Annotated in this window: 15 protein-coding genes and 2 riboswitches; of the genes, 6 read left to right on the forward strand and 9 right to left on the reverse strand. The window is 69.8% G+C overall.

Translation table 11 applies throughout. The features are described from left to right. Positions 1-66: 66 nt before the first annotated feature. The 5 genes from ACFXP5_RS04480 to ACFXP5_RS04500 all read right to left on the reverse strand — a co-directional run bounded on the left by ACFXP5_RS04480 (position 67) and on the right by ACFXP5_RS04500 (position 7,741). Entirely contained in the window at positions 67-1,782 is a 1,716-nt protein-coding gene (locus tag ACFXP5_RS04480) for an ABC transporter family substrate-binding protein (RefSeq protein WP_394543665.1), read from the reverse strand. Positions 1,783-1,827: 45 nt separating this feature from the next. Next, entirely contained in the window at positions 1,828-3,882 is a 2,055-nt protein-coding gene (locus ACFXP5_RS04485; RefSeq protein ID WP_394527232.1) for an ABC transporter ATP-binding protein, read from the reverse strand. Then, positions 3,879-4,817: an ABC transporter permease gene (locus ACFXP5_RS04490; RefSeq protein ID WP_394527234.1), complete on the reverse strand. Its 939-nt coding sequence runs from the start codon at positions 4,815-4,817 to the stop codon at positions 3,879-3,881. The genes ACFXP5_RS04485 and ACFXP5_RS04490 overlap by 4 nt, the downstream gene beginning before the upstream one ends. A gap of 1 nt (position 4,818) precedes the next feature. Beyond that, entirely contained in the window at positions 4,819-5,802 is a 984-nt protein-coding gene (locus ACFXP5_RS04495) for an ABC transporter permease (RefSeq protein ID WP_394543666.1), read from the reverse strand. A gap of 223 nt (positions 5,803-6,025) precedes the next feature. Next, positions 6,026-7,741, reverse strand: a complete 1,716-nt coding sequence (locus ACFXP5_RS04500) for an ABC transporter substrate-binding protein (RefSeq protein WP_394543667.1) — start codon at positions 7,739-7,741, stop codon at positions 6,026-6,028. A gap of 65 nt (positions 7,742-7,806) precedes the next feature. Here ACFXP5_RS04500 and ACFXP5_RS04505 point away from each other — a divergent pair, with 65 nt between their 5' ends. Both ACFXP5_RS04505 and ACFXP5_RS04510 read left to right on the forward strand, forming a co-directional pair. Then, positions 7,807-8,592 (forward strand): CPBP family intramembrane glutamic endopeptidase, encoded by a 786-nt coding sequence (locus ACFXP5_RS04505; RefSeq protein ID WP_394543668.1) that lies wholly within the window; start codon positions 7,807-7,809, stop codon positions 8,590-8,592. A 211-nt stretch (positions 8,593-8,803) separates the two neighbouring features. Further along, positions 8,804-9,760 (forward strand): hypothetical protein, encoded by a 957-nt coding sequence (locus ACFXP5_RS04510; RefSeq protein WP_394543669.1) that lies wholly within the window; start codon positions 8,804-8,806, stop codon positions 9,758-9,760. Between the two features lie 115 nt (positions 9,761-9,875). On the opposite strand, the gene gcvP is transcribed toward ACFXP5_RS04510, so the two are convergent. The 4 genes from gcvP to ACFXP5_RS04530 form a co-directional block, all read right to left on the reverse strand. Next, positions 9,876-12,719, reverse strand: a complete 2,844-nt coding sequence (gcvP, locus tag ACFXP5_RS04515; RefSeq protein WP_394544177.1) for an aminomethyl-transferring glycine dehydrogenase — start codon at positions 12,717-12,719, stop codon at positions 9,876-9,878. A gap of 56 nt (positions 12,720-12,775) precedes the next feature. After that, entirely contained in the window at positions 12,776-13,159 is a 384-nt protein-coding gene (gene gcvH, locus ACFXP5_RS04520) for a glycine cleavage system protein GcvH (RefSeq protein WP_394543670.1), read from the reverse strand. Then, a complete protein-coding gene (gene gcvT / locus ACFXP5_RS04525) occupies positions 13,156-14,283 on the reverse strand; it encodes a glycine cleavage system aminomethyltransferase GcvT (protein ID WP_394543671.1) in 1,128 nt (375 codons plus the stop codon). The genes gcvH and gcvT overlap by 4 nt, the downstream gene beginning before the upstream one ends. 49 nt (positions 14,284-14,332) lie before the next feature. Next, positions 14,333-14,450, reverse strand: a riboswitch (glycine riboswitch). Beyond that, positions 14,451-14,542, reverse strand: a riboswitch (glycine riboswitch). A 49-nt stretch (positions 14,543-14,591) separates the two neighbouring features. After that, the gene (locus tag ACFXP5_RS04530; RefSeq protein WP_394543672.1) at positions 14,592-15,764 is read right to left on the reverse strand and encodes a MarP family serine protease; all 1,173 of its coding nucleotides are present in this window, start codon (positions 15,762-15,764) and stop codon (positions 14,592-14,594) included. A 92-nt stretch (positions 15,765-15,856) separates the two neighbouring features. Between ACFXP5_RS04530 and ACFXP5_RS04535 the strand changes: the two genes are divergently transcribed. Genes ACFXP5_RS04535 through nadC form a run of 4 tightly spaced genes read left to right on the forward strand, consistent with a single transcriptional unit; the run spans position 15,857 to position 20,356 of the window. Beyond that, entirely contained in the window at positions 15,857-16,555 is a 699-nt protein-coding gene (locus ACFXP5_RS04535) for an NUDIX hydrolase (protein WP_394543673.1), read from the forward strand. A gap of 11 nt (positions 16,556-16,566) precedes the next feature. Then, entirely contained in the window at positions 16,567-17,889 is a 1,323-nt protein-coding gene (nadA, locus tag ACFXP5_RS04540; RefSeq protein WP_394543674.1) for a quinolinate synthase NadA, read from the forward strand. After that, a complete protein-coding gene (gene nadB / locus ACFXP5_RS04545; protein ID WP_394543675.1) occupies positions 17,886-19,505 on the forward strand; it encodes an L-aspartate oxidase in 1,620 nt (539 codons plus the stop codon). Before nadA ends, nadB begins: the two co-directional genes overlap by 4 nt. After that, positions 19,499-20,356, forward strand: a complete 858-nt coding sequence (nadC, locus tag ACFXP5_RS04550; RefSeq protein WP_394543676.1) for a carboxylating nicotinate-nucleotide diphosphorylase — start codon at positions 19,499-19,501, stop codon at positions 20,354-20,356. The genes nadB and nadC overlap by 7 nt, the downstream gene beginning before the upstream one ends. The last annotated feature ends 5 nt before the right edge of the window (positions 20,357-20,361 follow it).

Consider the following 20,361-nt stretch of genomic DNA (forward strand, 5'->3'; position numbering starts at 1 on the left):
TAGAGGAGGTCTACACGCAGGAGGGCCCGGCGCAGTGCTGCGCCGGGCCCTCCTGGTGAAGCAGTCCTACTTCATCCATCCCACGTTCTCGACGGGCTGGAGCCCGAAGAGGTCGAGACCCGTGTAGGTCTCGGGGGTCAGGTTCGCCAAGCCCGTGCGGGCGGCGGCGATCCAGGGACCGGCGTAGAGGGGCAGGATGCCCCACGTCTCGGCGATGATCTCGGACTCGAGCTTCATGCCCGCCGCGATCTGCTCATCCTGGGTGGGGAGAGCCACGACCTCGTCGGCGATGCGCGCATCGATCTCGGGCGTGGAGGTGCTCGAGAGGTTCAATCCGCTGTCGGAGCAGTAGATCTGGCACATGTAGGCCACGCCGTACGGGTCGCTCGAGGAGAAGCCGAGCATGACGAGATCCCAGTTCTTCGTGCTGAGGTCGGTGGAGAAGTCCTGCGAGGGACGGATGTCGATCTCCACGTCCACGCCGACCGCCGCGAGCTGCGACTGGATGACGCGGGCACGCGCCTCGGCGATGGGGTCGTCGCTGAAGACCGGCAGAGTGCCTTCGAGGCGCACGCCGTCCTTCTCACGGGTGCCGTCGTCGCCGGCCGTCCAGCCGGCCTCGTCGAGCATGGAGTTGGCCTCGTCGACGTTGTACGACCAACCCGCGTCGGTCAGCGCGTCGGTGTAGCCCTCCTGGAAGGGGAACAGCAGCAGCGAGTTGGAGTCCGCCTCGGTGTAGTCCAGACCGTTCCAGACGACCTCTTTGATCTGGTCGCGGTTGATGGCCTTGAACATGGCCTCGCGCACCGCGAGGTCCGAGAACTGCGGCTTGGTCGAGTCGATCTCGAGGAGGTTCGTCGACGTGCGCTGTGCTCTGTGGATCGTCACATCGTCGCCGCCCTCGACCTGAGCCAGGTTGTCGGCGGTCAGGTTGTCGGCGTAGTCGATCTCGCCGGCGCGGAAGGCGTTCACCATGGCGGTCGAGTCGAGCTGACGGAAGGTGACCTTGTCGAGCAGCGGAGCGTCGCCCCACCACTTGTCGTTCGGCGTGAACGAGACGGTGCCGGCGTTCGCGTCGAACTCGTCGATCGTGTACGGACCTGCGCCCCACTCGGCGTGGGGGTCACCGAGGTAGCCCTCGTTGAAGATCGCGGGAGTGTTCACGGCGGGGTTCAGGATGTGCCAGAACAGTCCGTCGGTCCACGGGTACACCTGCGAGAAGGTGACGACGGCCTGGCGGTCGTCCTCACCCTGGGTGACGGACTCGATCAGCGAGTAGCCGTCGGTGGAGCTCGGAACGTAGCCCTCGTCGAGCGACCGCAGGGCGATCCAGGTCTGCTCGTACGACTTCCACGTGATCGGGGTGCCGTCGTTCCACACCGCTTCGGGGTTGATCGTGTACGTGACGACCGTCTTGCCGTCGACCTCTTCGGTGTCCCAACCGCTCAGGTAGTTGGGATTGGCCGAGACCTCGCCCTCCGGCGACATGAGGATCGTCTGGGGGTTGTACCACTCCCACAGACGCGCGGTGTCGACCGTGGCGTCGGAGTGGTTGGCGTTCAGCTGGGGCGTGATCTCGTCGATCGGGAAGGTGACCTCCCCGCCCTCCTGCAGGTTCTCACGGGGCTGCGGGTTGTAGTCCGCGCCCTGGATGGTGGTGGCCTCGCCGCCGCCGTCCTCGGTCGCTGCGCCATCGCCGCCGCCACCGGTGCAGCCCGCGAGGGCCAGCGCCAGGATGGCACCGCCGGCGATCACGCCGGCTAGTTTCCGTTGCACATTCATGTCGTGCTCCTTTCTCAAAGGTGTTTTTCTGGTGCGCGGCGCGCTCTACCGGTAATGGCAGGCGTTGGAGTGATCCGGGGCCGACGCAACAAGGGCAGGACGCTCGTCGCGGCAGCGCACGCGCCGCGATTCGTCGAGCGTCTGGTACAGGGGACACCGCGTGACGAACGGGCATCCCGCGGGGTCTTCGGTGGGGCTCGGGAGGTCGCCGGTGAGCACGATCCGCTCGCGCGACCGTTCCTTCTCCGGGTCGGGAATCGGGATCGCGGACAGCAGAGCCTGCGTGTACGGATGCTGGGGGTCATCGAAGATCGCATCCACATCGCCGTACTCCACGAACGTCCCGAGGTACATGACGGCCACCCGGTCGGCGATGTGGCGGACCACGGAGAGGTCGTGAGCCACGAACAGGTAGGAGATGCCGAGCTTCGCCTTCAGCTCGTCGAGCAGGTTGATGACGCCCGCCTGGATCGACACGTCCAGGGCCGAGACCGGCTCGTCGAGCACCACGACCTTGGGGTTGGTCGCGAGAGCTCGGGCGATGCCGATGCGCTGGCGCTGGCCGCCCGAGAAGGCGGAGGGGAACCGGTCGCTGTGGGCGGGGTCGAGCCCGACCAGGCCCATCAGCTCGTCGACGCGGTCGTCGACCTCCTTGCGCGGGGTGCCGATCGCGCGCATCGGCTCCGCGATGATGTCGGCCACCGTCATGCGCGGATCGAGCGAGCCGATCGGATCCTGGAAGACGATCTGGATGTCGCGGCGCACCTCGCGGGTGTCCTTGCCCCGCGTCAGGTCGGTGACGCTGCGCCCGCCGAGGCGGATGTCGCCGTTCTCCTGCGGTACGAGATCCATGATCTCGAGGAGCGTCGTCGTCTTGCCCGACCCCGACTCCCCCACGATCGCGAGCGTCTCGCCCTCGCGGATGTCGAAGCTCACGCCTCGTACCGCGTGCACGTCGCCGACGCGCCGCTTGAAGAGTGAACCCTTGAGCAGCGGGAAGGTCTTGCGCAGGTTGTCGACCTCGAGGGTGATCGGGCGCTGCTCCCGCGGGATGCGCTCGAGGGCGCTCTCGGCGATGACCGGCGGCACGAAGACGGGGACGCCGTCGATGCTCCGGTGCGAGATCTCGTCGGCCCGGATGCAGGCGGCCCGGTGCACGCCTTCCTCGGACGGGACCGGAAGCAGCTCCGGCTCCCCCTCCCAGCACGCTTCGATCGCGATGGGGCAGCGCGGCGCGAACGGGCACCGGTGCGGCAGGTCGATCAGGAGGGGCGGGTTGCCCTTGATGGGGATGAGCGGGGTCTTCTCCGACTTATCGATCCGCGGGATCGCCCCCAGAAGACCGATCGTGTACGGCATCCGCGGTTCTCGGAACAGTTCCCGCACGCCGGCCTGCTCGATCGGCTTGCCCGCGTACATGACGATGACGTCGTCGGCGGTGTTCGCGACGACGCCCATGTCGTGGGTGATCATGATGACCGCGGCGCCGGTCTCGGCCTTGGCGGTGCCGATGAGATCGAGGATCTGAGCCTGGATCGTGACATCGAGAGCGGTCGTCGGCTCGTCGGCGATGATGAGGCGCGGGTTGTTGGCCATCGCGATCGCGATCACGACGCGCTGGCGCATACCGCCGGAGAACTCGTGCGGGAAGGCCTTGAGGCGGCGCTCGGCGTTCGGGATGCCGACCAGCTTCAACAGCTCGACCGCTCGGGCCTCGGCCGCCCGCTGGGACACGCGGTTGTGGGTCTGGATGGCTTCGACGATCTGGTCGCCGATCGTGAACACCGGCGTGAGCGAGGTGAGCGGATCCTGGAAGATCATCGCCATGCCGTTTCCGCGGATGGAGGACATCTGCTTGTCGGACTTGCCCAACAGCTCTTCGCCGTCGAACAGCACCGACCCCGAGACGGTGGCGTTGTCATCGAGCAGCCCCATGACGGCAAGCGAGGTCACCGACTTGCCCGACCCCGACTCCCCCACGATCCCGAGGGTGCGCCCCGGGAGGAGATCGAACGAGACGCCGCGGACGGCGTCGACCCGCCCCGCCTCCGAAGGGAAGCTGACGTGAAGATCGCGGACGGACAGCACCGGGGCGCTCATGCGCGTCCTCCGGCCGCCGACGTCGGGTCGAGCGCGTCGCGCAGCCCGTCAGCGACGAGGGCCATCGAGACCGTGAGGAGCACCAGCACAGCGGCGGGGAAGTAGAACAACCACGGGGAGCTGGTCACCGTGCCCGCGCCCACTCCGATCAGGGATCCGAGCGAGACGTCGGGTGCCTTCACGCCGAAGCCGAGGAACGACAGTCCCGTTTCGGCCTGGACAGCGGCGACCACGCCGAGGGTGAAGTTGATGATCAGCAGCGAACCGATGTTCGGCAGCATGTGGCGAAGCACGATCCGGAAGCCGCCGACTCCCATGTACCGGGCGGCGGCGACGTACTCGCGCTCGCGGATCGACAGCGACAGCGTCCAGATCGTGCGGGCGGTGAAGAACCAGCTGACGAGCACCAGCATGAGCGCGATGATGCGCCAGTCTCCGCCGGAGTCGTTGGAGATCATCGCGAGCACGAGGAAGGTCGGAACGACCATCAGGAAGTGGATGACGAGCAGGGCGATGCGCTCGTACCAGCCGCCGAAGTAGGCGGCGGTGGTGCCGACGATGGCGGCAAGCGCGGTGGTGCCGAGCGACACGGTGAGGGCGATCATCAGCGAGCGCTGCAGCCCGACGACGACCTGGGCGTAGAGGTCGTTGCCGGCGTTGTTCGTGCCGAACCAGTGCGAGGACGACGGACCGTCGCTGAGGGCGAGGAAGTCGAGTTCGACGTGGTCGTACTGCTGGGTGAACGGTCCGAAGACGGCGAACAGCACGATCAGGACGAAGATGATCGCACCCGCGACCGCGGGACGGTTGCGCATGAACCGGCGCGAGTAGAGCTGGAACTTCGACAGCCGCTTGCGCGGGGTGCGGATCGTGGTCTGGTCGATGGGCGGGTTGTCGCCGTGCTCGAGCGGGTCGAGCATCTCGGTCGTGGACATATCAGCTCACTCGCACTCGGGGATCGAGGATGACCACGGCGATGTCGGCGAGCAGGGCGCCGATCGCCGTCATGACAGCGCCGAAGGCGGCGATCGCTACCGTCCCGTAGATGTCGTTGGTGGCCAGGGTCTGGGAGAAGTATTGGCCCATCCCGCGCCAACCGAAGATCGACTCGGTGAGGATGGCGCCGACGAAGATCGCAGGGATCGAGAACGCCACTTGCGTGGCGACGGGGATGAGCGAGGTGCGCAGGGCGTGCTTGCGGATCGCCTGCTGCTTCGTGAGACCCTTCGCGCGCGCCATCCGCACGTAGTCGGACTTGATGTTGTCCAGCAGCAGCGACCGCTGCAGGAAGTGGATGCTGGCGTACCCGATCAGCACGAGGGCGATCGTGGGCAGGATCAGATGCTGCAGCGAATCGATCAGCACCGGGAAGAACCCGCTGACGTCCGGGCTCGAAGCGCCGGTGACGAAGAAGATGCGGGTACCGGCGGCCTCGTTGGCGGAGATCGCCAGCAGCACGATTCCGAGAGCTGCGACGACGATCGGGATGTTGAGCGTGACGATCGAGGTGGCCGTGCCGATGCGGTCGGCGAGCTTGTACTGACGCGACGCCGTGTACACCCCCAGCGCGATGCCGATCACCGTGGTGATGATGGTCGCCCCGAGCACCAGCTCGGCGCTCACCCAGATGCGGTACGAGATCTGGTCGTTGACCGCGTCACCGACGGGGCTGACTCCCCAGTCCCACCGGGTGAGGATCCCACTCAGCCAGGTCCACCACCGTTCGACGATCGGGGTGGTGTCGCTGAGGTTACGCGGCACAAGGAGGGCCTGGATCTGCTCTTCGCTGAGCGGAGGCCGCCGGCCAACGTAGTTCGCGCGCGGATCGAGGTATCCCCACGCGAGGAAGAACACGAGGTTCGTGGCGACGAGGATCATCAGCAACCAACCGGCAGTGCGGCGCGCGAGGTACTTGATCACGTTATGGGTTGTTCCTTCGTCAGGAGGCGGCGGGCTGCCGTGCGCATGTCGGCAGCGGAGCTGCTTGGCTGACGCGAACCGGGGGGAACGGCAGGAGCCGGGACTACGGAGACGATATGCGGCACAGGCGGGCTGATCACAAGCCACGCCGAATCCGTTACATACCTTTAATGATTCCCGGTGCGGCTAGCGCATTCTGACAAGGGCGCCCGCGGAAACCCGCTCAGTCGTTTGGCTGCCAGCTCCAGAATTCGCTGGGACCTTCCCATTCGGATGCCGTGTAGACGACGTCCCTGACGGCGTCGGTGTGCGCGATGACCCCCGACAGCGCCACCAGGGGAACGCCGTAGTGGTCATCGAACAGTGCTCGATCCACCTGCTGGGCGACCTGGATCACCTGCTCCGGGTCGGTGCTCTCGCGCATCTGGGCGAGTGCGCGAACGGCCTCCAGTCCACCGGCACCGCGCCGCACCCGCTCTCGGGCGACCTCGTACAGTGATCCGCTCACGTCGGAGGAGACGAGCTCGGCGTCGGCGGCGTCGTCATCGCCCGCGGGCCGCACGTCGATGCCGACCTCATCGGCCATCCGGGCGATCTCCGCGAAGAGGTCGGCGGCCACCGTGTCGGTGGGCTCGTAGCGGATGCGCACCTGCGGGGTGTCCCCGTCCAGCAGATCGCGCGCACGATCGGGGTCGGCGCCGTTGCCGGGTGAACCGTTGTTCGCGACGATGTCGTCGTAGGCCGAGCCCGAGGCCGGCGAGCTCAAGAACGAGCGGAGGGGCGCAGCATCCGGATTGGTCCCCCGCACCGACTCGTCGACCATGCGTTCTCGATCCAGCGACAGCGCGAGCGCCTCGCGGAGGTTGTCGTCCATCCGACCGCCCTCATCGACGAAGATGAGGCTGAGCGTGTGTGGTCGCGAACCGGTCAGCACGGTCGCCCCCGAGGCTTCGAGGCGGTCGATGGTGGGGGCCGTGAGGTTGCCGAGGTTGGCCATGTCGACCTCGCCGGAGCGCACCGCGGCGAGCTGCGCCTGCTGGTCGGGGAAGTAGCGCACCGCGAGATTGTCGAACGCGGGATAGTTCTCGCCGTTGTACTCGGGGTTTCGCACCAGGTTGAGCGTGTCGCCGCTCCAGGACTCGGCCATGTAGGGCCCGTTCGACACCGCGGCGCTGAGATCGGGCGCGGCGGGGTCGACCTCGAAGCCCGTCTGCCACGCCTGCGCCGCGGCCAGGAGCACGGGGTTGGGCGCGACGGGGTTGCCCGGATCGCCCTGGGGCGTCTCGCGGATCGCCTGCATGATCTGGGCGGAGGTCACACCGGCCTTCGCCGCGACCGTGTGGAGCGGGCGGTCGAGCAGCCACTGGCGGTTCCAGTCGGCGAAGGGCTCGTCGTAGACGAGGGTGAGGGTGCCCTCGCGGGTGTCGAGCTTGGCGCGTGACGTGTCGCGGAAACCGTCGGACTTCTCGGCGGTGTCGAAGTATTGTGTGCCGCTGATGAGGTTGCCGGCCTCGTCGTAGGAGGCATCGTCGAACCAACCGGAGTTGACGGCCCAACCGAACATCAGATCCTCGAGGGTGACGGGCTTGCCGTCCGACCACTTGCGACCGTCGTTGAGGGTGTAGACCACGGTGAGCGGATCGTCGGAGATGCGCTCGACCTCGCCGAAGCCCGTGTTTCCGGCCACCTGCAGGTCATCGCCGATGTACGCGAACGATTCGTGCAGGAACTGCTGCGCGGCGAGGTTGCCCGACGTCGCATCCGCCGCGGTCGAGGGGTTGAAGCTCGTGAGTTCCCCGACGGTGCCGATCGTGAGGCTGGTCGGGGGCGGCGTCGGTGCGGTCTCGGGAGAACTCACCGTGCACCCGCTCAGCAGGGCCAGAACCCCTGCGGCGGCGATCGCAGCCGTCGCCTTGGCTTTCGGAGTCCGTCCGATCAAGTTGCGCCCTCTTGCATTCCACACGTGTTCGATGCTCGCATATCGCGCTGTGGCACCCTGAGAGGATGCCGCTCGACACTTCGCTCTCCCGCCCGGAGCGCACCCGCTGGGTGTGGGAGATCTCGCTCGTCCTGGCCGTGACCGTCGGGCAGTCCGCGCTGTATTCCGTGCTGAGTCTGGTCCGCGCGCTGCTGCGCCCGACGCCCATCAGCGAGCAGCAGACGCAGTTGAATCCGACGCAGGATACCGAGGCGCTCTGGGACGCGCTCTACCGCTTCCTCGACATCGCGTTCTCGCTCGCGCTGGTCGGGCTCGTGATCTTCCTGCTGTGGGAGCCCGGGACGAACGCCTTACGGAAGATCGGGCTGGATCTCCGGCATCCCGGCAGCGATATCGGGCGTGCCTTCCTGCTTGCTGCCGTGATCGGCATACCGGGACTCGGCCTGTATGCCCTCGCCCGCATGCTCGGCTTCAACGTCGCCGTCGTCGCCTCCCCGCTCGACGCCGGGTGGTGGGTGGTGCCGTTGCTCGTGCTGTCCGCGCTCCGCGCCGGACTCACCGAGGAGGTCATCTTCATCGCGTATCTCTTCGACCGCTTGCGCCGTCTGGGGTGGTCGTGGTGGACGATCATCCTCTCCACCGCCGCGCTCCGCGGCGCGTACCACGCCTACCAGGGCTTCGGTGCGGTGCTCGGCAACTTCGTGATGGGCGTGGTCTTCGGCTGGTGCTACCGGCGGTGGGGGCGGGTCATGCCGCTCGTGCTCGCGCACACCCTGCTCGACATCGTCGCCTTCGTCGGATACCCCCTGGCCGCCTCGTGGTGGCCCGGGGTGTTCGCGCCCGCGTCCTGACCCGCCGCGCGTCCCGGCCGCGCTGATCGCCGAGACCCGTTCTCCGCGGCGAGACCCGCGCAGAATGTCACGGTCTCGCCGCTGAGAGAGGGTCTCGGCGCTGTCAGCCGGCGTGACGTGGCGTCCTGCACAGGTCGCGATCCGGGCGCGAGTTCGCACAAGTGCCGTGGGAGCGGATGCTGCGGGCCGCGCGTCCGTGCACGGTGTAGACGTGTTCGACAAACATGTGGGTCTTGCCGCCAGCCCTGTCGCGCTCATTCCCGCCCGCGCCACAACCCACAGCACGCGGGCGGTGAGGTCGGGAGAACTGGTGAGCGTCCTGCGCGGCGTCTACGCCCCGGCCGCAGAGTGGGGCGTCCTCGCGCCGTGGGACAGATATCTCGCCCGCGTTCACGCAGCGACACTCATCTACCCCGATGGCATTCTCTGCCTCGAGTCGGCCGCGGCGGCGCGCGGTCTGCCCGTCTTCGGCGACCCCGGCAGGGTGCATCTCCTCGCGGACGCGCGCGGCAGATCTCACACGACGGGCGCCGTGGAGGTGCACACGTCGGTCGAGCCCCGCGTGCTGGAGGAGATGGATGGCGTGCCCGTCACCGGCCTCGCGGACACGGTCGTCGACATGGCGAGGGCGCGACACAATGCGATCGCGCTCGCTGTCGCCGATGCCGCGCTCCGGGGGGACCCGCAGCTCACCCCGGCGCTCTTGGCGGCCGTGAACGAGGGGCGGATGTCATCACGCGGGCGACTCCGCGCCCGCTGGCCGCTCCACAGGGCGACTCGGCTCGCGGAGTCACCCCTCGAATCGGTCGACCGCGCCGTCCTCGAATGGCTGGGTTTCCCGCCTCCCCAGTTGCAGGTGTGGCTGGGTGGCGACCGAGTGGACAAGTGGTGGGCCGAATCGGGGATCGCCGGCGAGAGCGACGGCGACGTGAAGTACGCGGGGCCCCTCGAGACGGCGACAACCGCTCTGCGGAAACGCCATGCGCGCGACGCTCGCCTGTTCCGCAACGGCGCCCGCGCCGTGCCCCACTGGGGATGGACCGAAGCGCTCGCCGCCGACCCGCTGCACGCCCTCCTCGTATCAGCGGGCCTCCGGGCGGAGGCTCCGCGCAACACCGCACAGCTGTTCGCGCTCCGACGGGCGCTTCGCCGCTCCGATGCATCCTGACCGCCCCCGTTCAGCGCCGAGACCCGTGCTCCGCGGCGAGACCCCTGCAGAATGTCAGGGTCTCGCCGCCGAGAACGGGTCTCGCGGCGGAGGGGGCTCGCGGCGGAGGGGTGGGTCAGGCGAAGGCCTCCACGGGCGGGCAGGCGCACACGAGGTTGCGGTCGCCGTAGGCCTGGTCGATCCGGCGCACGGGCGGCCAGTACTTCGTTCGGATCTGCGCGTGCATGGGGTACACGGCGAGTTCGCGGGAGTACGGATGCTGCCACTCGCCCGCGATGACCGATTCAGCCGTGTGCGGGGCGTTCACCAGCGGGTTGTCGCTCGCCGGCCACTCCCCCGCCGCCACCGCGACGGCTTCGGCCTTGATCGCGACCATGGCCTCGACGAAGCGCTCGAGCTCGGCGAGGTCCTCCGACTCGGTCGGCTCGATCATCAGCGTGCCGGCCACGGGGAACGACATCGTCGGGGCGTGGAAGCCGTAGTCGATGAGCCGCTTGGCGACGTCGTCGACCGTGACTCCGGTCTGCTCGCGCAGCGGACGCAGGTCGAGGATGCACTCGTGCGCGACGAGTCCGTCGTCTCCCGTGTACAGCACCGGGTAGTGGGAGCGCAGGCGCGCGGCGAGGTAGTTCGCCGACACCACGGCCGCGCCCGTCGCGGCGCGCAGCCCGTCGGCGCCCATCATCCGCACGTACGCCCACGAGATCGGCAGGATGCCGGCCGAGCCATGCGGGGCGGCCGACACCGGTCCACCGTCGAAGCCGGCCTCGGAGCGGCGCTGCGAGAACGGATGCGAGGGCAGGAACGGCGCGAGGTGGGACTTCGCCGCGACCGGGCCGACGCCCGGCCCGCCGCCGCCGTGCGGGATGGCGAACGTCTTGTGCAGGTTGAGGTGCGACACGTCGCCGCCCAGGTCACCGAAGCGCGCGTAGCCGAGCAGCGCGTTGAGGTTGGCCCCGTCGACGTAGACCTGCCCACCGGCGTCGTGCACGGCCTGGGTGATCTCGAGCACGTCGTGCTCGTAGACCCCGTGGGTGGAGGGGTACGTGATCATCAGCGCCGCGAGCTCCTCGGCGTGCGAGGCGATCTTCGCGCGCAGGTCGTCGAGGTCGACGTTGCCCGCCTCATCGCACGCCACGACGATCACCCGCATGCCGGCGAGCACCGCCGAGGCCGCGTTCGTGCCGTGCGCCGAAGAGGGGATCAAGCACACGGTGCGCCCCTCCTCGCCGTTCGAGCGGTGGAAGCCGCGGATCGCGAGCAGGCCGGCGAGCTCGCCCTGCGAGCCCGCGTTCGGCTGCAGCGAGACCGCGTCGTAGCCGGTCATCTCCGCCAGCCACGTCTCGAGCTGCTCGATCATCGTGAGGTAGCCGCGCACGTCCGCCTCGGGGGCGAAGGGGTGCACCCGCGAGAACTCCGGCCACGACACCGCCGCCATCTCGGTGGCCGCGTTCAGCTTCATCGTGCACGAGCCGAGCGGGATCATGCCGCGATCGAGCGCGTAATCACGGTCGGCGAGCTGCTTGAGATAGCGCATCATGGCCGTCTCGCTGCGGTGCGAGGTGAACACCGGATGCGTCAGATACTCATCCACCCGGTGCAGACCCTGAGCGACACCCCGCAGCGCGACCGCGCCCTCCAGAGAGAGCGCCTCGGCCGCCGGCAGGCCGAAAGCCTGGGCCACGGCGGCGAGATCGCGCGCGGTCGTGGTCTCATCGACCGACACCCCGATCGTGGCGTCGTCGATCCACAGCAGCTGATAGCCGAGCTGACGCGCCCGCTCGATCACTCGTTCGGCGGCTCCGGGCACGTTCACCCGCACGGTGTCGAAGAAGGAATCGGATGCTGTCGTCAGCCCGTACGCCTGCAATGCCCCCGAGAGCGCATCGGCCTTGCGGGCGACGTCGGTGGCGATCTCGCGGAGTCCTTCGGCGCCGTGGTAGACGGCGTACATCGCCGCCATCACGGCCAGCAGCACCTGGGCGGTGCAGATGTTCGACGTCGCCTTCTCACGGCGGATGTGCTGCTCGCGCGTCTGCAGCGACAGTCGGTAGGCCGGATGGCCCGCAGCATCCTGCGACACCCCGACCAGGCGACCGGGCAGCTGCCGTTCCAGGCCACCGCGCACCGCCATGTAGCCGGCGTGGGGTCCGCCGAAACCGAGCGGCACGCCGAAACGCTGCGTCGTGCCGACGGCCACGTCGGCGCCGAGCGAACCGGGCGAGCGCAGCAGGGTGAGTGAGAGCAGGTCGGCCGCCATGACCGCGATGCCGCCGTGCTCCTGAACCTCGGCGATCGCGACGGTGGGGTCCCACACCCGGCCGGATGCGCCGGGGTATTGGAAGAGGGCACCGAACGCTTCGACAGGCTCAGCACCGAACGCTTCGACAGGCTCAGCGCGGGGCGCGTCGTCGACCGGCCGCCCTTCAGCGAAGGAGGTGTATTCGATCCGGATGCCGACGGCCGCGGCCCGGTGCTCGAGCACCGCCTTCGTCTGCGGCAGGGTGTCGTCGTCGACGAGGAAGAGGGGGGAGGGTGACTTCGACGCGCGTCGGGCCAGCAGCATCCCCTCCACCGCTGCCGTCGCCTCATCGAGCATCGACGCGTTCGCGGTCTCGAGGCCCGTCAGATCGCTCACCATCGTCTGGAAGTTGATGAGCGCTTCCAACCGGCCCTGCGAGATCTCCGGCTGGTAGGGCGTGTACGCCGTGTACCACGACGGGTTCTCGAGCACGTTGCGTGCGATGACCGACGGGGTGAAGGTGTCGTAGTAGCCCAGACCGATCATGGGCTTGGCCGAGCGGTTCGTCGCCGCCAGCTCCCGCAGCTCGGCCAGGGCCTCGGCCTCGCTCGCGGCGGGCGGGATCTCGCTCGAGCGGGGCGGGTGGACGTGGATGGATGCGGGGACCGCGGCCTGCACCAGCGCTTCGACCGTGGGGTAGCCGAGCACATCAAGCATCTGCTGCTGCGCGGCGGCATCCGTTCCGATGTGGCGCGACGCGAACCCTCCCGAGCTCACTCGGCGCCTCCCGTGAGGGCGACGTAGGCGGCGCGGTCGAGCAGCGCGTCGGTGGCGGATGCTTCGACGCGCAGCTTCAGCAGCCAACCGGCGCCGTAGGGGTCGGAGTTCACCAGCGACGGGTCGTCGACGACGGCGTCGTTGATCTCGACGATCTCGCCGTCGAGCGGTGCGTAGAGCTCACCCACGGACTTCGTGGATTCGATCTCGCCGCAGACGGCGGAGGAGGCGACCACCGTGCCGACAGCGGGGAGGTCGACGAACACGACGTCGCCGAGCTTGTCGGCGGCGAAGTCGGTGATGCCGACGGTCACGACCTCGGTCGACGCGTCGACCCATTCGTGCTCGGCGGTATAGGAGAGGGCGTCGAGATCGGTCATTTCTTCCTCCGGTAGAAAGGCAGGGTCGTGACGGTGGCGGGAATGCGCGCTCCGCGGACGTCGATGGTCAGTTCGGTGCCCGGCGCGGCGGCAGCCGGCAGGACGAGGGCCATCGCGATCGGATGACCGAGCGTCGGGCTCAGGGCACCGCTGGTGACCTCTCCCACGCGCTCGTCCCCGTCGAAGACGGCGTATCCCGCGCGCCCAGCGCGCTTGCCGTCGGAGGCGAGTCCGACGAGCACGGGAGCGGTGGAAAGGTCGGTGGCGGCCAGGGCGGCCTTGCCCACGAAGTCGGCCTTGTCGACGGCGACCGCGCGGGCGAGGCCCGCCTGCGCGGGGCGCGTGTCTCGGGTGAGTTCGTGGCCGTACAGCGGCATCCCCGCCTCGAGGCGCAGGGTGTCGCGGGCGGCGAGGCCGGCCGGAACAAGCCCGAGGGGGATGCCGGCGGCCAGCAGCGCGTCCCACAGCTCCCCCGCCGCTGCGGTGGGGATCAGGAGTTCGAACCCGTCCTCGCCGGTGTAGCCGGTGCGGGCGACGAACAACGAGGCACCCGCGAAGGTGCCCTCGGTCCAGGCGTAATACGCCAGCGTGGCGAGCGGGGTGCCGGAGATCATCACGCCGGCCGTGGCCTCGAGGATCTCCCGCGAGAGCGGACCCTGCACCGCGAGCAGGGCGTACTGCTCGGAGACGTCTTCCAGGTGAGGGCCGCCGCCGTGGGCATCGGCCCAGGCCGCGCGACGGTGTTCGAGCTCGACGGCAACGGGGTCGTGGTTGCCGGCGTTCGCGACGACGAGGAAGGCATCCTGGGCCGTGCGGTACACGATCAGGTCGTCGATGATCCCGCCGTCCTCGGCGAGGAGGAGCGCGTACTTGGCCTTGCCGACCGGCATCGGCGACATCGCGCCGGCGAGGGCGTAATCGAGGAGGTCGGCCGCGTCGTCGCCGGTCACCCAGAATTCGGCCATGTGCGAGATGTCGAACAATCCGGCCGTCTCGCGCACCCGCCGGTGCTCGGCGAGATCGGAGCCGTAGCGAACCGGCATGAGCCAGCCGCCGAAGTCGGTGAAGGCGGCGCCGAGCTGGGCATGTCGCTCGTGGAGCACGGTGGTGCGGGGTTCTGGCATGAGTTCTCCCGGTCACGGGGCGGGGTGGCGCCGGTCGGCACCTGAGAACTCCCCCTCTGTCATGGGCCTGAGAGTTTCACCGCGACATCGACGAACGGATGCTGCGGCTTTCACCGTCGGCGGATGCTCGAGCGCAGAAAGAGCTCGGGAATCGCTTTCCAGAGTGGCCGACCCTCGCGGTACACGGACCTGAGAGATTGGCGGGGAGGCTTGCTCCTTCGGTGCCCGGAACGTGTCCGGGCTCTCCCGCGGGGGTCATCGGCCGATGTTCGATTGTGGGGCCAGCATAGCGGCACGGGCGGGGCCGATCAGGTCGTACACGCGCCCGGTGCAACGGCATCATCGAGGTCCCCGGCCTGCGCGAGCACGGGCAGCAGTTCGGTGCTCGTCATGGCGTATCCCAGCTGTTCGTCGGTCTCCGAACGGGCGAACACCACACCCGCGACCTCGCCGGCCGGCGTCAGGAGCGGGCCCCCGGAGTTGCCCGGGCGCACCGTGGCCGACAGCGCGTAGATCTCGCGACCGGTCGAGGCGTCGTCGTAGATGTCGGGCACGGGGGCCGTGCCGACCGAGAGCACCTGAGCGGCGCCCGAGGTGAACGGACCGCCGTACGGATACCCCTGCACCACCGCGGTCGCACCGAGGCCGAGGGTCGGCACGACGGGCAGCGGATCGGCGTCGAGGTCGTCGACGGCGATCACGGCGAGGTCGTCGACCGGGTCGAAGTAGACCACGCGGCCCTCCCGGGCGACGCGCCCGGGCAGCTCGACGACGGGCTGGTCGACCCCGGCGACGACGTGGGCGTTGGTCACGACGCGATCCGGCGCGGCGACGAAGCCGGTGCCGCTCGCCGAGATGCCGCACGCGTAGGCGACGCCGGTGACCTTGGCGACCGACTGCGCGGCTCGCGTGAGAGCGGGATCGTCGAGGGCGACCTGGGGCGTGGTGGGAACGAGCGACGGCTCGAGCAGCTGGCCGAGGCGGGGCAGTCCGTCGCCGAACACCGTTCCTCGCAGCTCGGCGAGCGCGGCGCGCACGGGGGCCGGGGTGGTCGAATCGATCGTGCGCAATACGGTCGAGGAACTGAGCGCGGTCGCAACGACCGGCACCCCGGTCGAGACGAGCGCGCTGCCCACGAACGACATCGCGAGCGCTGCGGCGACCACGCTGACGAAGCCGCCGAGGATGCGTTCGGGAATGCGGAGTTTGATGCGATCCGCGCCGCGGCGCAGCATCCGCCCGATGCCTCCGCCGATCACCGCACCCACCACGAGCAGCAGCAGGCCGGCCGCGATGACGGCGACGCCGCGCCACGGCGCGACGGGAACGATCTCGTTGACGAACGGCAGCACCCAGTAGGCCGCGACCGCGCCGGCGGCGAGGCCGGCGAAGAGGCCGAGGCTGGCGAGGAGACCGCGCCGCACGCCCACGAGGGCCGCGAGAACGAGCAGCAGCACCAGGGCCACATCGATCGCGATCACCGGCCACCTCCGCCGCCAGCGTAGACGGGGCCGCTGACAATTTGCCGTTCTGGTCGAGATGACTCTAAGATCGGAGACAACTAAAGGTCATGATGACACGAACCAGTGAACCCGCCCGCGTCGCCGTCTCGACGGTGATCTTCAGCCTGCGCCGCACCGCCGACGACAGCGCAGCCGCCGTCGTGCTGCCCCTGGTCCGCCGAACGCGCGATCCGTACGACGGGCGATGGGCGCTTCCCGGTGGCTGGCTCGACCCGGCGGAAGGACTCGAGGAGGCGGCGTCGCGCACTCTCGCCGAAACGACCGGACTCTCCGCCAGCTACCTCGAGCAGCTGTACGCCTTCGGGGCGGTGGACCGCTCCCCCACCCGCGTCGTGTCGATCGTGTACTGGGCGCTGCTGCGCGCCGACGAGGTCGACGCGCAGGTTGCCGAGCATGGCGCCCCCGAGAACGTCGAATGGTTCGACGTCACCGAGCTGCCGCCGCTCGCCTTCGACCACCGCGACATCGTCGATTACGCGCTCTGGCGACTGCGCAGCAAGGTCGGTTACAGCCGCATCGCCCATGGTCTGCTCGCCGACGAGTTCACCCTCGCCGAGTTGCGCGAGGTGTACGAATCGATCCTGCGGCGTCGCCTCGATCCGGCGAACTTCCGCCGTCAGGTCGAGAGCTCCGGCACGCTCATCCCCACCGAGGGCTTCCGCACCGGCAGCCATCGCCCCGCCCGCCTCTACCGCTACAACAGGGACGTCGAGCTCGCCGAGCGCGGCCCCCTGACGGCCCGCCAGTGATCGGAACCGACATGACCGCCACCCCCCTGACCCTCGCGCCGCGCAACACCTCCCCCGCGGATCCTTCGGTCGATCACGAGATCCAGGCGATCGTCTCCGGCGCCTCGCTCGATGCGACCTGCACCACCGATCTGGCCGCGGGGCCCTGGAACTTCGACACGCGCCCCGGGTACGGCCCCGGCGCCTCGATGGGCGATGTCATCCCGACCGGCTCTCCGCGCCAGGGCGAACTGCCCGCGGCCTACCGCGACGCCTCGGAGGAAGAACTGGAAAGCCGGATCGTCGCGGCCAAGGCCGTGCTCGGCGATCGCGTCGTGGTGCTCGGACACTTCTACCAGCGCGAAGAGGTCGTGCGCCACGCCGACTACGTGGGCGACTCGTTCCAATTGGCCAACGCCGCGAAGGCGCACCCCGACGCCGAGGCCATCATCTTCTGCGGCGTGCACTTCATGGCCGAGACCGCCGACCTGCTGTCCCGGCCGGAACAGGCCGTGATCCTTCCCAACCTCGCGGCGGGGTGCTCGATGGCCGACATGGCCGACATCGACCAGGTCGAGGAGTGCTGGGAGCAGTTGGAGGAGGTCTACGGCGATCTCACCGCCCCCGACGCCGATGGCCTGGTGCCGGTGATCCCCGTCACCTACATGAACTCGTCCGCGGCGATCAAGGGTTTCGTCGGTCGCCACGGCGGCATCGTCTGCACCTCCTCGAACGCGCGCACCGTGCTCGAGTGGGCCTTCGCCCGCGGGCGCCGCGTGCTGTTCTTCCCCGACCAGCACCTCGGGCGCAACACCGCCAAGGCGATGGGAGTGCCGCTCGAGCAGATGCCGCTGTGGAACCCGCGCCGCCCGCTGGGCGGCAACGACGCCGAGACCCTCCTCGACAGCCGGGTGATCCTCTGGCACGGCTTCTGCTCCGTGCACCGCCGCTTCACGGTCGACCAGATCGACAAGGCCCGCCGCGAGCACCCGGGCGTGCGCGTGATCGTGCACCCCGAATGCCCCATGGACGTCGTGGACGCCGCGGACGAAGCCGGCAGCACCGAGTACATCCGCACCGCGATCGACGCCGCGACCTCGCCGACGACCTTCGCCATCGGCACCGAGGTCAACCTCGTGCAGCGACTGGCGGCGCAGTATCCGCAACACGAGATCTTCTGCCTCGATCCCGTGGTGTGCCCGTGCTCGACGATGTATCGCATCCACCCGGGCTACCTCGCGTGGGTGCTCGAAGCGCTCGTGCTCGGCGAGGTGCTGAACCGCATCACGGTTCCCGCCGCGGTCGCGGCCCCCGCCACGACGGCGTTGGAGCGGATGCTGGCGGCACGCCCATGAACGCCGCGCCGAACGTGATCGTCGTCGGCTCCGGCGTCGCGGGGCTGACGGCCGCGCTGCACGCGTACGCCGCCGGATGCGAGGTCACCGTCGTCACCAAGGCCGCTCTCGCGGAATCGAACACGCGGTATGCGCAGGGCGGGATCGCAGCGGTCACCTTCGCGGACGACGACGTCGACGCCCATGCTCGTGACACGCTCACCGCCGGTGCGGGACTGAACGACGAGGCCGCCGTGCGAGCTCTCGTGGGCGAGGGCCCGGCGCGCGTCAGCGAACTCGTGGCCCGCGGGGTCGGCTTCGACCGCGATGCGGACGGCGCGTTCAGCAAAGGGCTCGAGGCCGCGCACTCGTATCCGCGGGTGCTGCACGCGGGCGGCGACGCCACCGGCCGCGAGATCGCCCGGGCCCTGGTCGCGCAGGTGCTGAGCACCGACATCGTGGTGCGCGAACACGCGCTGCTGCTCGACCTCGTGCTCGAGCAGGGTCGCGTCACGGGGGTGGAGCTGCTCGTGGCCGGGGTGCGCGAGACCTGCACCGCCGACGCGGTCGTCCTGGCCACCGGGGGCGCCGGACAGCTTTACGCCCACACGACGAATCCGGCCGTGGCCACCGCCGACGGCATCGCGGTCGCGATCCGGGCGGGGGCCGAGGTCGCCGACCTCGAGTTCGTGCAGTTCCACCCCACGGTGCTCCCGGCCCTCCCCGGTCAGCACGCGGCCTTCCTCGTCTCCGAGGCGGTGCGGGGCGAGGGCGCCGTGCTGGTCGATGCGACCTCCCGCCGGTTCGCCTTCGATGCGCACCCCGACGGCGAGCTGGCGCCGCGCGACGTGGTCGCCCGGGCCATCGACCGCGCGATGGCCGGGCAGGGCGGCGCGCCCGTGCTGCTGGACGCGACCATGCTCGGCGCCGAGGTCCTCGCCCGGCGCTTCCCCACGATCGACGCCGCCGTTCGCGCCCGCGGACTCGACTGGTCGGCCGAGCCGATCCCGGTCACGCCGGCGGCCCACTACCTCATGGGCGGGGTCGTGACCGACCTGTGGGGGCGCACCGCGGTGCCCGGCCTGTACGCGGTCGGCGAGGTCGCCCGCACGGGTGTGCACGGGGCCAACCGGCTCGCCTCGAACTCGCTGCTCGAGGGAGCCGTCTTCGGCGCTCGCGCCGGCGACGTCATCACGCGCGACGCGGCGAGCGCACCCTGGCCGGTGCGTCGGGCCTCGCCCTCCCCGACCCTTCCCGCGACACCCGCGCGGGACGCGGGCCCCTTCTCGCGCGCCGCGCTGCAGCAGCTGATGTGGGCGGATGCCGGCCTCACCCGATCGACCGGGGGGCTCGGGCACGCAGCATCCGTTCTCGCCTCCTGGCAGCACGCCCCCCACACGCTCCGCACCGCCGCCGACCACGAGGACGCCAACCTGCTGCTCGTCGCCGCCCACGTGGTCGATGCCGCGCGGCGGCGCACCGCCTCGGTCGGCGCGCATCACCTCGCCGACCCCGGACGCGCGGTGCGTCCGGTCGTCGAGCTGCGGGGCGGCCATCGATCCCGCGCTGCGGCGCCGCTCGAGAAGGAGCCGCTCGAGAAGGAGCCGCTCGAGAAGGAAGGAACGTTCGCATGCTGAACCGCACGATCATCGACCGCACCGTGGGGGCAGCGCTCGACGAGGACGCCCCGTGGGGCGACCTCACCAGCGAGAGCCTCATCCCGGACACCGCGAGCGCCCGCGCCGAACTGGTCGCCCGCGAGCCCGGCGTGTTCAGCGGCGGTGAGGTCTTCGCGGCGGCGTTCCGCCTCACCGACCCCCGCGTCCGCGTCGACGTCCTGGTGGCGGACGGCACCTCGTTCACCACCGGCACGACACTCGCGCTCGTCACCGGTCCCGCCCGCGGCATCCTCACCGCCGAGCGGGTGGGGCTCAACTTCGTGCAGCGGATGTCGGGCATCGCGACCCTCACCTCCCGCTACGTCGCCGAGGTGGCCCACACCGGTGCGCGCATCGTCGACACCCGCAAGACCACGCCCGGCCTCCGCGCGTTCGAGCGACAGGCGGTGCGCGACGGCGGCGGGCACAACCATCGGTTCTCGCTGTCCGACGCGGTCATGGCCAAGGACAACCACCTCGCCGTCCTGACGTCCAAGGGCGTGAGCGTCACGGCTGCGCTGCAGGGCGCGATCGCCCAGCTGCCGCACACGACCCACGTCGAGGTCGAAGTCGACCGCCTCGATCAGCTCGACGCGGTGCTCGCCGCCGGCGTCGGCACGATCATGCTCGACAATTTCACCCTCGACGACCTCCGCACCGGTGTCGAGCGCATCGCCGCCCGCGCCACCGTGGAGGCCTCCGGCGGGGTGGACCTCTCCACCGTCCGCGCGATCGCCGAGACCGGCGTCGACGTGATCTCGGTCGGCGCGCTGACCCACTCGGCGCCCGCGCTCGATCTGGGCCTCGACATCGACGTCGATCCGAACTGAGCGCG

This window comes from Microbacterium hanjuni (genome assembly GCF_043556395.1).
In the GTDB taxonomy this organism is placed as follows: domain Bacteria; phylum Actinomycetota; class Actinomycetes; order Actinomycetales; family Microbacteriaceae; genus Microbacterium.

What these genes read in the sequence shown, in the direction of transcription:
- nadC (WP_394543676.1), top strand. Translation starts at nt 19,499, where the DNA reads ATGCTGAACCGCACGATCATCGACCGCACCGTGGGGGCAGCGCTCGAC.
- ACFXP5_RS04480 (WP_394543665.1), bottom strand. Translation starts at nt 1,782, where the DNA reads ATGAATGTGCAACGGAAACTAGCCGGCGTGATCGCCGGCGGTGCCATC.
- ACFXP5_RS04490 (WP_394527234.1), bottom strand. Translation starts at nt 4,817, where the DNA reads ATGTCCACGACCGAGATGCTCGACCCGCTCGAGCACGGCGACAACCCG.
- ACFXP5_RS04535 (WP_394543673.1), top strand. Translation starts at nt 15,857, where the DNA reads ATGACACGAACCAGTGAACCCGCCCGCGTCGCCGTCTCGACGGTGATC.
- gcvT (WP_394543671.1), bottom strand. Translation starts at nt 14,283, where the DNA reads ATGCCAGAACCCCGCACCACCGTGCTCCACGAGCGACATGCCCAGCTC.
- gcvH (WP_394543670.1), bottom strand. Translation starts at nt 13,159, where the DNA reads ATGACCGATCTCGACGCCCTCTCCTATACCGCCGAGCACGAATGGGTC.
- gcvP (WP_394544177.1), bottom strand. Translation starts at nt 12,719, where the DNA reads ATGCTTGATGTGCTCGGCTACCCCACGGTCGAAGCGCTGGTGCAGGCC.
- nadB (WP_394543675.1), top strand. Translation starts at nt 17,886, where the DNA reads ATGAACGCCGCGCCGAACGTGATCGTCGTCGGCTCCGGCGTCGCGGGG.
- ACFXP5_RS04505 (WP_394543668.1), top strand. Translation starts at nt 7,807, where the DNA reads ATGCCGCTCGACACTTCGCTCTCCCGCCCGGAGCGCACCCGCTGGGTG.
- nadA (WP_394543674.1), top strand. Translation starts at nt 16,567, where the DNA reads ATGACCGCCACCCCCCTGACCCTCGCGCCGCGCAACACCTCCCCCGCG.
- ACFXP5_RS04485 (WP_394527232.1), bottom strand. Translation starts at nt 3,882, where the DNA reads ATGAGCGCCCCGGTGCTGTCCGTCCGCGATCTTCACGTCAGCTTCCCT.